General features: G+C 73.1%; 10 protein-coding genes. All 10 read right to left on the bottom strand.

All coding sequences use genetic code 11. The annotated features are described in order from the left end of the window. Window positions 1–117 precede the first annotated feature (117 nt). The 10 genes from ACE101_RS25280 to ACE101_RS25235 all read right to left on the bottom strand — a co-directional run bounded on the left by ACE101_RS25280 (window position 118) and on the right by ACE101_RS25235 (window position 13,722). Entirely contained in the window at window positions 118–519 is a 402-nt protein-coding gene (locus tag ACE101_RS25280) for a DUF1801 domain-containing protein (protein ID WP_379138920.1), read from the bottom strand. A gap of 716 nt (window positions 520–1,235) precedes the next feature. Beyond that, window positions 1,236–1,577: a hypothetical protein gene (locus tag ACE101_RS25275; protein ID WP_379135608.1), complete on the bottom strand. Its 342-nt coding sequence runs from the start codon at window positions 1,575–1,577 to the stop codon at window positions 1,236–1,238. A gap of 11 nt (window positions 1,578–1,588) precedes the next feature. Then, entirely contained in the window at window positions 1,589–3,976 is a 2,388-nt protein-coding gene (locus tag ACE101_RS25270) for a DUF2793 domain-containing protein (protein ID WP_379135606.1), read from the bottom strand. Then, window positions 3,969–7,871, bottom strand: coding sequence for a baseplate multidomain protein megatron (locus ACE101_RS25265; RefSeq protein ID WP_379135603.1), 3,903 nt, complete (start codon window positions 7,869–7,871; stop codon window positions 3,969–3,971). The genes ACE101_RS25270 and ACE101_RS25265 overlap by 8 nt, the downstream gene beginning before the upstream one ends. Beyond that, window positions 7,868–8,299 carry an NlpC/P60 family protein gene (locus tag ACE101_RS25260; RefSeq protein ID WP_379135602.1) on the bottom strand — a complete coding sequence of 144 codons (432 nt, stop codon included), beginning with the start codon at window positions 8,297–8,299 and terminating at the stop codon, window positions 7,868–7,870. Before ACE101_RS25260 ends, ACE101_RS25265 begins: the two co-directional genes overlap by 4 nt. 441 nt (window positions 8,300–8,740) lie before the next feature. Continuing rightward, window positions 8,741–10,411 carry an acyltransferase family protein gene (locus ACE101_RS25255; RefSeq protein ID WP_379135599.1) on the bottom strand — a complete coding sequence of 557 codons (1,671 nt, stop codon included), beginning with the start codon at window positions 10,409–10,411 and terminating at the stop codon, window positions 8,741–8,743. A gap of 232 nt (window positions 10,412–10,643) precedes the next feature. Then, entirely contained in the window at window positions 10,644–11,531 is an 888-nt protein-coding gene (locus ACE101_RS25250; RefSeq protein ID WP_379135596.1) for a phage/gene transfer agent baseplate hub protein, read from the bottom strand. After that, on the bottom strand, window positions 11,528–12,163 hold the full coding sequence (locus ACE101_RS25245) for a phage distal tail protein, Rcc01695 family (RefSeq protein WP_379135594.1): 636 nt from the start codon (window positions 12,161–12,163) through the stop codon (window positions 11,528–11,530). The genes ACE101_RS25250 and ACE101_RS25245 overlap by 4 nt, the downstream gene beginning before the upstream one ends. A 1-nt stretch (window position 12,164) precedes the next feature. After that, a complete protein-coding gene (locus tag ACE101_RS25240; RefSeq protein WP_379135592.1) occupies window positions 12,165–13,172 on the bottom strand; it encodes a hypothetical protein in 1,008 nt (335 codons plus the stop codon). After that, on the bottom strand, window positions 13,156–13,722 hold the full coding sequence (locus ACE101_RS25235; protein WP_379135589.1) for a gene transfer agent family protein: 567 nt from the start codon (window positions 13,720–13,722) through the stop codon (window positions 13,156–13,158). Before ACE101_RS25235 ends, ACE101_RS25240 begins: the two co-directional genes overlap by 17 nt. Window positions 13,723–13,726 lie beyond the last annotated feature (4 nt).

Raw genomic sequence — 13,726 nt, 5'->3', positions numbered from 1 at the left:
TGCGAGACCGCAAGCCTCGGCGGCTCATCCGCCGGGCGGGATCGACGAGGCCCGGGTCAAAACTCGATCAGCCTGGCGATTGCGGGAATGATTTCCCGCCCCTTCCGAGGCGTTCGCCTACCCTCGCGCCCGGGATTGGTTGAGCGCCACGGCAGAGCGGATGAGGGCCTTGAACGCGTCTTCGTCGATTCGATCGCCCTCGCGCATGTCGATGGCGCGCCGGGTGCTGCCTTCAAGGCTGGCGTTGAAGAGGCCCGAAGGATCCGGGAGCGAGGCGCCCTTCGCGAAAGTCACCTTCACGCAGGTCTTGTAGGTCTCACCGGTGCAGATGATGCCCGCATGCTCCCACACGGGCACCCCCGACAGGGCGTTGGACGGCTTTCTCCACTTCACAGCCTCGGCGATCTCGGGATCGGCTTGCCTGATCCAGCTCCGCATGCGGGCAAGCAGCTCTCCTCGCCAATCGCCGAGCGCCGCGATCTTCGCGTCGATCAGCCGGGTGGGATCGTCGGCCTCCATCCCGTTCGGATCCTCGGCCACGCCGCTCCTCCCTTCCTTGTCGCCCGGTCCGCTCCACGCACCGATGCGCCGGCCGGTGCATCGCCTCGCAGGGGGCTGACAAGCAATCCCTTTCGGCAAGCCGCCCAACTCGGACCTTGGTCCGGTGCGCCGTGAGGCCCCGGTTCGATTGCCGGCCTCGCCCGACTCGCCATCGGCCTGATCAGACCCCAGCCCGATCATCGGTCCCGGACGCATCGCACTCGCGATGATCGCCTCCCAGGACTTGCCCGACGCGCGAAGGAACTCGATCGACGGGCCGAGTTCGCTTCCATAGACCCTGATTGTCCGCTCGTAGATGCGGGTCCGGTACGGCTCGGGCGTCTGTTCCTTGAAGAGGGCGGCCAGTCGCCTGCGCTCCGCGTGCAAGGTCCGGGCGATCGTTTCTGCGGACGCGCCGTCGCCTTGCAGCTCGGCCGCGCGCTCGCGCAGATCACGCACGGCTTGCTCGTATCGGGAACGGAGGTTCATCGACGGGCCGGTCCGTGGATCGTGCGCGGTGAAGCGCTCATGCGTCGTTCCGCATCGGCTTTCCATTCATGGCGGCTCTCCTGCCGAGCCGAGCGGGCCTTGATCGAGAGCGCTTTCGGACGAAGCGGATACCGGTTCGTCGCAGACAATGCGGCAAAATCAAAGACCTGAAGCAGCACCCGCTTGCAGCGTGATCGGGTGCTGCTTTAGGCATCCGCCGCGGCGGAGCGGAGCGCGTCCCGCTCGGCCGTCACGGCGGCGAGCGCCTCCCGCAGCGCATCCCGCTCCCGCGTCATCGCGGAGAGCGCCGCCGCCGTCGCGTCCCGGTCCGCCAAGGCCGCCGCCTCGATCCCCGCCAGCACCCGCTCCAGCGGGAACCCCGCCGCCGCCGCCTGCGCCGGCGTCAGCGCCCCGCTGTCCACGAACTGCGCCTCCCGCGCCCCGGGCAGCCGCACGACCTGACCCAGGATGACGTGCCAGGCCGGCGGCTCGGGATCATCCGCAGCCCGCCCCCGGAACAGGAACTCGTACAGGAACGCCTCGCTCATCCCTCACCTCCTCACGCCGCGATCGCCGTGTCGTCCGAGAGCCGCCGCCACGCCCCGTTCGAGTAGCAGGCCAGCACCCCCGTGCCCGACCCGCTCGCCTCGCCCGCCTTGCGTGCGTCGCTCACGTAGATCTGCTGGCCCGCCGTTCCGGCGGGCACCGTCGCCACCGTGTAGGCGCCGAGCGTCAGCACCGTGCCCACCGACACGCCGCCGGTCGCCGCCACGGCCCCGACCACGTCGAGGGCCACAGCCGGCGCGGACTTGTTCACGCCCACCCTGCCGTCGTAGGTGATGCGGATGCCGTAGGCGTTGCTCGACCAGGGCGCCAGGACCAGCCCGCCCGCGTTCGCGTTGTCGCTCGCTGAGCCGTACCAGAACAGGCCCTGGTCGCCGGCCTTCGTCATGTTGCTGTAGGCGCCGTTATTGAGCCACGGATGGATCTGCAGCTTATTGGTCTGCCCGCTGCCCTGTAGGCTGATCGGCTGCAGGGCAGCGCTCGGCGTGAACGACACCGCCCCCGTCAGGCCGGTGGTGCCGGAAACGGCGAGCGAAGACAGGGTCGTCTGTCCGCTCGCCCGGTTGATCACCAGCGGATCGCCGGCGGAGGTGCCGCCATCGTTCCAGCGGCTGATGCGGAAGTTCGAGCCGGCATTCGCACCGCTCTCGGCACCGTTGTCCACGAACACGGTCCAGCGGTTGGAGCTGCCCGACTGGAAGTAGATCGTGCGGAAGTTGCCCGCCGCCGCGTTGAGCACCAGCCCGTTGAAGACCGGGTTGTTGCCCGTGCCGAGACCCAGCGCGCCCGCCCCCGCCGCCGCGCTGGTGGCAGTGAGGAGCGCGCGCCCGGTGCCGGTGGCATCGCCGATCGTAGCGGCCACGGGCACGATCCGCATCTTGGCCGCCGCCAGGTAGCTGGCCCCCGCCGGCGAAGCCGCCCCGTCATGCGAGGACCAGAAGCGGGCCCATCCGGTCCGGTTGCCGTTCACGGTGGCCGGGATGGTGACGAGGCCGGCCAAGCGCGTCCAGCTCGTGGTCGCGGCGGCGGCCTGCGTGCTCACCGCGCCCGGGATCGGGGTCGCGGTGATCCAGGCGTTGCCGGTTTTGCCGACGTCGCGGCAGTGCAGGCCGACGCGCAGGGTGCCGGTGGTGTTGGCTTCGGCCGCGAACCACGCCTCGACGAAGTAGACCTCGCCGGGCGAGACCTGGATGGAGTTGCTGGCGTAGACGTCGGCGTTGCTGGTGCCGGCCGCGCGGCGCAGGACGGTTTCGGCGGGCGCGCCGGAGGGGGCGGCGGAGGCGGGCTGGATGGCGGCGGCGTTGAGCAGCCAGCCATCCGCGCCGGCGGCGAAGTCGGGGTTGAGGATGATGTTGTTGGGATCCGCGAGCGTCATCCGGCTCGGGGTGACGGCGCCGGCCGCGAGATCGCCGGCGGTGAGGAGGTTCAGGGGTCTGCCGGAGGCGCGCTGGTAGGCGATGACCCGCCAGGTGCCGGCCCCATCCGAGAGGGCGAGGCCGGTGTCGCCGGCCGCGGTGGTGAGGCTGGCCCCGCCCGGCAGGATCAGCGCTCCGGCGTTGTGGGTCAGGCTCAGCGCGCCGGCAAAGCGCAGCAGCCGCAGGCAGCGCGGCGCGCTGCCGAAGGAGGTGATCGCGCTGGTGCCGGTGATCGTCACGGCGAGCGCGGGGATGGCGCCGAGATCCACCGTCGCGGCGGAGGCGACCGCCACCTCCGCCACCCGGAAATCCGCCCCGCCGGTGGTGCGGTCGAGGCGCAGCGCCTCGGTCCAGCTGCTGCCATCGGCCGAGACCTTGAGGTGCAGGTCGTCGTCGCCGGTGAGCCCGATCTCCGCCCGGCCCGACCAGCCCGACTGGAACAGCAGCGAGAGCGTGTTGCCGGCCGCTTCCTTGTTGAGGGTGGTGCGGAGATCCCCTGTGCCGCCTTCGCCCGTGCCGAGGGCGGTCCAGAGGGCGGCGTTGAGCTTGGCGGCGAAGGGATTGGCGGCATCCGCCGTGGTGCCGATGCCGAGGCGCTGGAGGTTCTGCAGCACGGTGAGGGTCGTGCGGTAGCTGACCCAGGCGCCGGCCGCGTAGAGGTAGAGCTCGCCCTCATCCAGCACGAAGGCCAGCCAGCCCGGCCGCGGCACGGCGGAGGTCCAGGCGCCGTCTTGGTAGCGCACCACGCGGCCCGCCCAGCCGGCCCAGGCGCCGCTCGGGTTCGCCCCGGCGATCAGGTAGCGGTCGCCCTCGGCGGGGCTGGCGGGTGGGCTGGTGAGATCCTTGTCGAGCACGGCGAGCTGGACGAGGGTGTCCAGCAGCACCAGCGCCTCGTTGTGGGTGACGTGCTTCTGCGCCTGCGCGGCGGCGAGCAGCGGCAGGGCGAGCAGGGCAGTGGCCTCAGACATACAGGGTGGTCCTCAGGGGAGTGCCGCGGCCGACGACGGCCGAGAGCTGGCAGATCGCCACCGCCAGGCGCGTCACCGGCCCGCCGAAATCCGCCGCCTGGTCCGCCGCCGCGTAGGTCAGGGATGGGCTGGTGACCTGCACGGAGCGCAGCACCGCGCCGGCATCGTCGAGGATGTCGAGGGCATAGGCTTCGCTCTCCTCGGCCAGCGGCACCTCGACCTGCTCCCAGGCATCACCCTCGATCCGGGTCCGGCGGATCCAGCTGATCTGGAGATCGCCGCCCGCCAGCCGCCGCAGGCGAGCCTGGGCGGGGGCGTAGGGGCGCAGGCCCGCACCGGCCACGCTGAGGGTGGCACCCGCATAGGCGGGATCCTCCGGCGGGCGGGCCAGAGGCCCCCAGCGGAAGCTCTGCGGCTGGGCCCGGGTGGACAGCGGCATGGCGGATTGCACCAGGGCCGGCGAGAGCACCACGAAGGGCGCACCGGCCGGCGTGGGCGTGCCCATGGCGAACTCGGTGCCCAGCTGGCCGCGCAGCAGGCGGGTGAGCCGGTAGGAGCCCGCGCCCAGCAGCGTGGCGCGCGCCCATTGCAGCACCTCCCACTCGCCCGAGGGCGAGAGCACCGCCGCGGCGTTGGCGCCGTTGAGCACGTCGCTGTCGGTGGCCGAGGCGAGTTCCGCCCCGGCCGGCACCTGCACGTCGAGCTCTGACACCCGGTCCCAGCGCCGGCTGGGCCCGCTGTAGAGCGGGGCGGTGAGCCGGCCGATGATCGAGCGGGCGGCGATCACCGCGTCGGCCTCGAACGGTCCGCCGCCGCGCGAGCGCAGCACGCTCACCGGCGACCAGGGCGCGGTGTAGGCGGCGAAGTAGGGCGCGTGCGGGATGGCATCGGCGCGCAGCAGCGGCAGATCCAGGATCTGGAACAGCCCCACTCCCACCGTGGCCGGGGGCGCCGGAGCGCGGCCGGTGGGCGAGCCGTCGCGATAGGCGAAGACGCCGGCATCGGCCCGCAGCGCGCTGAACGGCCGGCCCGCCTCCAGGCCGAGCTGGGTCAGGCGCACATCCGTGCGGCTGCCGGCGAGCGACAGGCTGACCACGTCGCCGGCCTCCAGGGCCAGCGCCGAGGGCGGCAGCACGGCGCTGACCGCCTCGCGCTCGACGAGCGCCTGGTAGAGCAGCGCCTGGGCGAGGCCGCGGGCAGCGCCCTCCTCCAGGCAGAGCGGCAGGCTGGTGCGCGTCACCGCGGTGGCGCGGCCGGCGGAGCGGCGGGCCTCGACGGCGGCGCTCTGGTAGGCGCGGGCCGGGTCGAGGTAGGTGAGCGCCACCACGGCCGGCAGCGCGGTCTCCTCGGTGCGGGTGCGCCGGTAGTCCGGGCCGCTCCTCGCGGCGACGAGCTGCTCCTCGCGGAAGCTTGCGACGGGCGCCCGGGCGAGCGGGCGGAAGTGGATGGCGCCGCCACTCTCGACCCCGTCGAAGAAGTAGGCGGTGCGCAGGGGCGCGAGGCTGTCGCGCGGGGGCTGGACCTCGGCGACCGTGTAGCCGGGCACGACGCCGTGCAGGGCCGAGACGTCGACCGGGGCGCCGCTGCCGGCGCAGAGATCGGCGACCACGTCGGGCAGGAGGCCGAGGTTGAGCCGGCCGTTGAGCCAGTGACCGAGGCTGTAGTTGGGGGTGTCGCTCCAGACGGCGGCCTGGCGAGGGAACTCGGGATAGGGCCGGGCGTCCCAGGTCCAGACGAACAGGCGCTCGGGATCGACCATGCGGCCGCCATAGACCGCCGAGACCGGGTTGCCGGTGCCGTCCTGCCAGAAGCCGAGCACCGCCTCGAGATAGGCGCGTTGCATGGCGAGGTCCTGCCGGCCGCTGGAGTAGTGGGGCAGGAAGCTCTCGGAGGATTTGGGGTCGAGGAAGACGTTGGGCTGGTTGGCGCCCTTGTCGACGGCCGGGCAGCCGAGTTCGGTGAAGCGGATCGGCTTGGATTGCGGCACCCAGGCGGTGGCGGCAGCCTGCCGGACACCACCGGGCCGGTCGTGGTGGGGGTTCGACCACCAGGAGCGCAGATCCTTGAGACGGAACACCCAGGGCTCGTCGTGGGCGGTGTCGGTGATCGGCACCCGGTTCTGGGCGTCGCGGTCGGCCTCGCTCGGGTAGTACCAGTCGAACAGCTCGCCCCCGGCGACGTTGCCGGCGAGGTAGGCCGGATCGTAGGGCGAGGCGTAGGTGGCGGCGTCGGCGTGCTCGAAGCCGTCGCGCCAGTCGGCGAGCGGCATGTAGTTGTCGATGCCGATGAAGCTGATGGCGGGATCCGCCCAGAGCGGATCGAGGTGGAAGAACACGTCGCCCGAGCCGTCGGCGGGGCGGTAGTTGGCGTACTCGCTCCAGTCCGCCCCGTAGCCGAGGGCCGTGCCGGGCCCGAGGATGGTCCGCACGTCGGCGGCGAGCGCGCGCAGCTGCGCCACGGCCGGGAAGGTGGCGGGACCGGAGCGCAGGGAGGTGAGCCCGACCATCTCCGATCCGATCAGGAAGGCCTCCACCCCGCCGGCGGCCTCGGCGAGGCGCGCGCAATGCAGGATGAAGCGCCGGAAGCTCCACTCGTCCGGCCGCTGGCTGGTGACCGTCTGGCCCGTCCAGGCGAGGTCCTCCGGTCGGGTCTGTCCGAAGAAGGCCGCGACCTGCTCGGCGGCGGCCGCGCTCTTGTCCGGGCTGCCCGGGCGGCCGATCGCCGGATCGCAGCCGATGCGCCCGCGCCAGGGGAAGGCCGGCTGCTCCGCCCCGCCATACGGGTCGGGCAGGCCGTTGCCGGGAGCGATGTCCATCATCACGAACGGGTAGAGCGTCACCGACAACCCGCGCCGCTTCAGCTCGCCGATCGCCTGCACCACCGACAGGTCGGCGGGCGCCCCGCCGAGCAGCGGGTGGCCCTCGGCATCGTGGCTGACCACCTGGGCGCTCGTCCGGATCAGACCGCCCGCCGCCCAGGCCACGTCCGTGGTCTTCGCCGCCGTCTCGACCTTGGGCAGGATACGGCAAGCCGACAGGCGCAGGTCGGTGCCGTGCCAGGCCACCACCAGCGAGACGTGCCGGCAGGTGGGCGCTTCGGCCTGGAGCTGATCGAGCGCCTTGATCAGGTCGACCCCGCCCGAGACGGTGTTCTGGCCCGACAGGCTGCCGCGGTCGTTGGCCGTGACCGGGGCGGTGGCATAGACGAACTCGCCCATGCCCGGGATCAGGGTCACGGCGGTGAGGCGGTCCTCCAGCCGCGGAGCGCCGGCGGGCGGGCGGCGGATCACCTCGGCGGTGATCACCGGGACGCGGTTGCCGAAGGCGGCGAGCGGCAGGTCCTCGAGCACGAGGTAGGCCAGCCCCCGATAGGCCGGGGCCGCGCCCTCCACCGCCAGGATCTTGGGATCGGGCGGCTGATCCTCGCTGCCGCGGTAGAGCCGGGCCTGGTAGTCGGACAGGCGCAGGGGCTTGCCGTCGGCGTAGACCGTGCCGAGGCCGGTGATCGGCCCCTCGCAGAAGGCGACCGCGAGGCTGACGCTGTAGCTGTAGGTGACGGTGTAGCTCTTCTGCGTCGGCGGGCCCTTGCCGCCCTGGCTCTTCACCTTCTCGACGCTCTGGGTCTCCTTGAGCTTGGTGGCCCAGATGATCTGGCCGGCGAGGCGGGCGCGGCCGTAGACGCGGGCGATGGCTGCGCCCTCGGTGGAGGCGGTGACATAGAGGTCCGAGAGGCGCGGTCCGGCGTTGATCTGCGGCTTGGGGCGGCTGCCGAACAGGGCACGGTCGGCGAGGCTGCCGAGACCGGCGCCGGCGATGCCGCCGAGAAAGCCGCCGATCGGTCCGCCGATCGCGGTGCCGAGCGCCTTGCCGGCGGAGGAGAGAACGAGGGTGCTCATCGCGGGCGCTCAGGGAAGCGGAAGGCGTGGGCGATGCGCCGGCTCCAGGCCGGGGGGATCCAGCTCTCCAGGACGGCGTGGCCGTCATAGGCGTGGATCATGCGATCGCGGTCCGAGAGGATGGCACAGTGTTTGGCGGGAAGGCGCTCGCGCCAGCGGAACAGCAGGACGTCGCCGGCTTGCGCGTCCGGGATCGGGATCTCGGCGAGGTGGCGGCGGGCGGCGTCGCGCAGGGTCTCGGCGCCGTGATCCTCCGCCCAGCTCGGCGTGTAGGGCGGCGGCTCCTCGGGCGCGTGCCCGTAGAACTCGGCATAGACGCCGCGCAGCAGGCCGAGGCAGTCGCAGCCGACCCCCTTGAGGGCGGCTTGGTGGTGATAGGGCGTGCCGAGCCAAGTCCGGGCGAGCCCGACGACGCGGGCCCGGGTCATGCGGGGATCGGCATCCACTCGTCTTGCCTTCTCATGCGGTTTCCTGTCGATCGCTCGGCGATTGCTGCGCAGTCGGTTCGCGATGCGGAAACCGGCTTCGCTCAAGCGTGCGCGGAGCCCTGCTCCGCGCCGCGCGGGCTTCGGATCCGGTGTCCGGACGGATCGTCCGGACACCGGATCAAAGCACCGGTTCCGGCTCTTCCCGGACGCCCTATGGGATGGCTTCCGCCCCCGGGAAGACGAGCGCTGGTTGTCACCATCGAAGCGCAGAGGGTGAGGAGGTCGATGCTCCGATGCGGCGGCCAGAAAATTCGAGCCTCGTTGCTCGCGTGAGCGTCCCAGGGGCAGCGTCCGTCGAGCGGTTCACATGCGAGAGACTGCGGAGCGAAGCCCTCGCCCCGGCGGTATTCCGTACCCATCACGGCGGAGCGAACGGCTGGATCAAGGGGCCGGCGTGGCAGTGAGGACGGCCATCCTTCCCTTCGTATCGACGACAACCGCAACCGGGGCGGAGTCCGCCTCACAAGCCTCCGCTGGAATTGGCATCCGGTAGCCGATCCGGTGCCCCGAATTCTCCAAGCCGAGACGGGGAGCGAGATCCTTGCGCGCACGGCGCGGCCGATCGAGCCGGATCAGGCGGCCGGAGCAGTGCAGGGCCAGCAGAAAAGTCCGCTTCGGCTGCGCTGGATCGTAGGCGAAGGCCGTCACCATGGCCTCGATCGGCGATAGGCGCTCGATGCCTTCCAGAGCCCCCTGCACCGAGGCAGGGAGGGCAATGCCTTGGTTGGAGATGGCGCTGGTGGCCAGCGCGCGGCTGGTCCAGGTTTCCGGCGGGAGGGCCGCGAGCGCCGCCCGCGCCCGGCTTTCACGCCAGTCGTCGCGGGCGGTCTCCACGCTGCCCCAGACGGCACACCCCACAAACAGCAGGAGATAGAGGGCGAGCCCCCGCTTGAGGATCGTGGGCGAGGCCGCATCGATGCGGCGGCGCAGCGCGCGGTAGAGCGCCACGTCCAATGGGCCGAGCAGCGCGGCAAGCCCCAGCGATGCCGCGACAGCGGTGAGCCCGTAGGCGAGACCGGACCATCGGGCGGGCAGCGCCCAGGCGGTCAGAACCAGCATCGGAGCGTGGACGAGGTAGAGCACGTAGCTCGCATTGCCGAGGCCGAGCACGGCCCGGGACACGGCGCCCTCCTCCCGGATCTGGCGGCCCGACGCGGTGGCGCCGACGAGAAGCACCGCCGCAACCCCGCCGAGCCAGCGCGCCACGTCCTTCTCGACGACGAAGCAAGCGGCGCATACCGGCAGGGCGAGGAGCCCGGCGGCCGGAGGAAACCGCCCGGCGGCGATCAGCCGGGGCAGCAGCAACCCACCCGCGAAGGGGACGCAGGCTGCCGTTACCGGCAGCAGGTGGAGCGGCGGCTGGACCGTGTCGCGAGACCCTTCGGGCAGCAGCAGGAAGGCCGCCGTGAGCAGCCCGAGCCAGAGGGTGGCGAGTGGCGTGATCCGGCGGGCAAGGCCGATGCAGGCCACGAGGAAGAGGCCAACATAGAAGCTCGTCTCGTAGACGAGCGTCCACTCGACGTTGAGCGCGTAGCTGCGCGGGCCTGCGGGAGCGAGCGACAGGGACAGCGGGGTGAGACCGCCGACGCTCAGGCCGAGGCCGGCGAACAGCGCCGCGAACAGCGCCGCGACCGCGAGATAGGTCGGGAAGATCCGCGAGATCCGGTGGGACAGGAACACGAGAGGCCGGTCGCGCACGACGAGACCCGCCATCAGGAAACCGGAGATCGCGAAGAAGATCGAGACGCCCCAGAGGCCCATCAGCGTGTCGAAGGTCGGCAGGGGACGGTCCGCGCCGCGCAGGAGATGAGCGTAGATTGCCGCGTGATGGACGAGCACCATCGCCGCCGCGAGCCCGCGCAGGGCCTGGATGTTCGACAAGCCGGAGGCCGCGCGGGTGCGGGCCGACCCGCGCGCAGGCCCGATCCCGATCCTGGCATCCAGGGCCGTCCTCGACCGTGTCCCCGCCGCGGGGCTCGCGGGCCGACTCGCGCCGGCCACCGGTGCGGCCGGCACCAGCCTGGGGAGCATCTTGGCGAGGCGTTCGAGCATGGTTTGCGTTCCCGACCCGGCGGGGCGCGATCTCCTCCCCCCACAGGTATCGGGCCCATTCCGTCATGAAGACTTGGGCAGGGTCGCGTCACGGCGCCGTTCGTCGGCCAGGGCGGTATTCCGGCAACACTCTGGAGGCGAGGACGCGCGAGTTGGACGGCGCGATGATTCTCGGCCGGTACAGCCAGAAGGACCGCTCCCATCCGTAGCGGCCTCACCCGCGGGCGCGCGCCTACCGGATGCGCCCACCGTCGTTGCCGGCCTCCTCGCGGCCGGAGGACACCGCATAATCGTTGCCCGGCAGGTCCGGGAAGCCGCGGAAGTTGAGCCCGTTGTCGAACTTGGCCCGGCAGCTCGCGAAGGCCTTGTCGCAGCCGGCCGTCACCGTGAACGCGTCGCCCATGGTGATCGGCGCCGGCATCGGCTCCCATAGGTCGAGCAGCGCCCCGGCCGCCGCACGCAGATGGGCACGCACCTCGACCACCGCCCCGGCATTGGCACCCGAGGTCCAGACGAGACGGCCGGCGCTGAACCAGTCGCCGCGGTAGGCCGCCAGCCCGGACGCCACCAGGGCGCGGGCCGAGCGCACGGCGGTGACGTGGCCGGTGCCGCGATAGGCCGGCCCGGCCGCGTCGATGCCGCAGCGGGCATCCCCGAACAGGGCGTCGCAGGAGCGCTGGTAGAGCCGCCCGGTCGGCTGGCCGAGGCGGTCGGCGAGGCCCCGCACCTCCGCCGTGAAGCCGGTGCTGCCGCGCGAGACCTCGCCGAGGTGACCGGAGAGCATGAGAACCGCATTGGCGGGCGCCGACCAGTCGACCCACCACACCGCCACCGCCGCCCCGTCGTAGAGCCCGCGGGCCAGCTCGCCTTCCGCGAGCCGCCCGCTGGTGAGCGCGCCCATGATCTCCAGGCTGTCGACCGCGAGGCCGGCCCCCTGCTCGATGGCCGTGCCGGTGGCGCCGGTCTCGGCCGCGCAGGTGACGCCGTCGCAGGGCACGTCCTCGTCATGGTCGGTGAAGCCCAGCCGCAGCCCGTCCGTGCGGGTGAGGATCCAGCAGCGGCACAGGGTGGTGACCCCGCTCGCGAGGCTCTGCGCGAGGGCGGGCGGCAGGGTCCTCATCGGCGCAGTTCCAGGATCGGGATGTCGGCGAGCACGCCGGCGAGCACGGCCTGGTGGTCGATCTCGATGCGGTCGGTGGCGAAGCGCACCGGCACGTCGAACAGGAAGCCAGCGGTGACGGCCGCGCCCGCGGCGGGGGCCGTGGCCAGGGTGACGCGGCCGGTGGTCGGATCGACGGTGAAGCCGGAGGCCGGCAGTTCGGCGCCGTTGACGGCCACGCGCACCGAGCCGGCGACCGGCTTGACGATCGGCCGGACGTAGGGGGCGAAGGCGGCCCCGTAGGTCTTGGCGAGTTGGAACACGGTGGTGCTGCCGTCGCCGGTGCCGATCGGCTGGTCGGTGGCGGCGGGCTGCCGGCCCAGGGCGCAGGAGGCGTGATCGAAGGTGTCGCGCCAGCGGAAGCCGTAGAGCGGCCCGCGGCGCTCCTCGAAGAAGGCGAGCAGCAGGGCGATGTCCTCGGCCCGGCGCAGGGCCGGCCCGGCATTGTAGGCGCGCCGCGAGTGGCGCCAGAGGGCGTTGCGCTCCTCGTCGCCGGAGCCCAGCGTGACGATCTCGGTGCGCCGCTCGGGCCCGCCGCGCGAGCCGTAGGAGAGCGCGAGCGGGAAGCGCACCTCGTGGAAGGAAGCGGGCATCTCAGGCTCCGCGCAGGCCGCGCTGCACCGCCCGGGCGAGGGCGGCGGTGATCTGCGCCTCCGAGCGCGCGAAGCTCGGCGCGTCGGGCGTGGCGATCGAGACCGAGACCTGGATCGGCCGCGGCGCCGCCGGCGGGGCGGCGCCGCGGGCGGCCGGGACGATGCGGCCGGGCTGGAGCGGGACGAAGGTCTCGCGGCCCCGCTCGCCCACCGTGTAGGCGACGCCCGGATGCACCGGCCCGCCCTCGGCGCGGCCGGTCGGGTTGAGGTCGAGGCCGAGCGCCCCGAAAGCTTGTCCCAGCAGGTCGCTGCCCGTCCCGCCCTTGCCGAAGAAGCCCTCGACGGTGCGGTCGATGCTCCGCGCCGCCAGCGACGTGGCGAGGCGGGAGAGCACCGCGCCGAGCCGCTCGCCGTTGAGGATCGCGCCCTTCAACCCCTCGGAGAGGGCCGCGCCGAAATCCCGCGAGGCCAGCTGGAAGGCGCGCTGCGCGCGCTCGGCGGTGGCGACCTGCTCGGCCGCCGCCCCGTAGGCCGTCGCGACCCGCTCGATCTCGGCGCTGAGCTGCGGGGTGACGGCGAGGTCCGCCGCCTTGGCGGCCGCGAGGAGCCGGAAGGCGGCCTCGGCCCGGGCGGCGGCGCCCTCGGACTGGCCGAGCGTCTCGGCCTCGACCCTGAGGAGGCCGGTGCGCTTGGTCAGCCGGGCGGCCTCGGCGGAAAAGTCGTCCTCCGCGGCGGGTTTCGCCGGGGCGGAGGCCGGCGCCGCGGCGGCCGGCGGGAGAGCGGCCTGCGGGCCAGCCCCCGCCGGGCTCGCGATCCGCAGGATCTCGCCGCGCACGCCCTCTCCGGCCCGGGCGAGCGCGGCCTGCATCCGGGCGGCGCCCGCCGCGACGCTGCGCTCGGTCCGGCCGAGGGCCTGCTCGGCCAGGGGCGCCGCGCGGGCGAGTTCGCGCTCGTAGGCGCCGAGATTGGCCTCCAGGGAGACGACGAGACGGTCAAGCTCGGTCGGCATGCGGCGCTCCCGCGGTCTCGGCCCGGATCCAGGCCCAGAGGGCGTCCTCCTCCTCGGCACTCATCGGCTCGGGCCCGTGCATCCGGTTGAAGCCGTCGAGGTAGGCGGCGAACTGCCAGAGGCTCATCGCCCTGAGGTCGGCCACCGGAAGGCCCATGGCGGCGGCGGCCTCGTAGAAGGGCGCGAAGGCCATGCGGCCGTCCGGCCGGGCGGGGCCGGGCCGCGTCCAGCGCCCGACCCGCTCGTCCTCGGCGCCCTCCAGCCCCGCCGCCAGCACGAGCGTCGCGGTGGCGATGAGGGTGAGGCAGGGCAGGCCGTCGAGGTCGTGGGCGTGGGCCTCGCCGGGCGGCGTGCCGCCGCCGATCAGGGCGAGGCGCAGCAGGGCGCAGAGGTCGCGGAAGCCGTAGGCGCGCCCGGCATGGAGGCGGTGCAGCAGGTCGGCGGGGCCGAGACCGGTCGCCTCCTGCAGGGCTTCGAGATCGCCGATCGCGAGGCGGAAGCGCCGGACGGCGCCGCCCAGCGCGAGATCGACGTGGCCGTCGCGGCTCACGGGG

The sequence above is a fragment of the Methylobacterium carpenticola genome (assembly GCF_042748905.1).
GTDB lineage: Bacteria > Pseudomonadota > Alphaproteobacteria > Rhizobiales > Beijerinckiaceae > Methylobacterium > Methylobacterium carpenticola.
Note: the sequence above shows the minus strand (reverse complement) of the source record. Positions and strands in the feature narration are given on the sequence as shown.

Excerpts from the sequence above, each read along its gene's own strand:
- ACE101_RS25280 (WP_379138920.1), bottom strand. The coding sequence starts at position 519 with ATGGAGGCCGACGATCCCACCCGGCTGATCGACGCGAAGATCGCGGCG.
- ACE101_RS25275 (WP_379135608.1), bottom strand. The coding sequence starts at position 1,577 with ATGAGCGAGGCGTTCCTGTACGAGTTCCTGTTCCGGGGGCGGGCTGCG.
- ACE101_RS25270 (WP_379135606.1), bottom strand. The coding sequence starts at position 3,976 with ATGTCTGAGGCCACTGCCCTGCTCGCCCTGCCGCTGCTCGCCGCCGCG.
- ACE101_RS25265 (WP_379135603.1), bottom strand. The coding sequence starts at position 7,871 with ATGAGCACCCTCGTTCTCTCCTCCGCCGGCAAGGCGCTCGGCACCGCG.
- ACE101_RS25260 (WP_379135602.1), bottom strand. The coding sequence starts at position 8,299 with ATGACCCGGGCCCGCGTCGTCGGGCTCGCCCGGACTTGGCTCGGCACG.
- ACE101_RS25255 (WP_379135599.1), bottom strand. The coding sequence starts at position 10,411 with ATGCTCGAACGCCTCGCCAAGATGCTCCCCAGGCTGGTGCCGGCCGCA.
- ACE101_RS25250 (WP_379135596.1), bottom strand. The coding sequence starts at position 11,531 with ATGAGGACCCTGCCGCCCGCCCTCGCGCAGAGCCTCGCGAGCGGGGTC.
- ACE101_RS25245 (WP_379135594.1), bottom strand. The coding sequence starts at position 12,163 with ATGCCCGCTTCCTTCCACGAGGTGCGCTTCCCGCTCGCGCTCTCCTAC.
- ACE101_RS25240 (WP_379135592.1), bottom strand. The coding sequence starts at position 13,172 with ATGCCGACCGAGCTTGACCGTCTCGTCGTCTCCCTGGAGGCCAATCTC.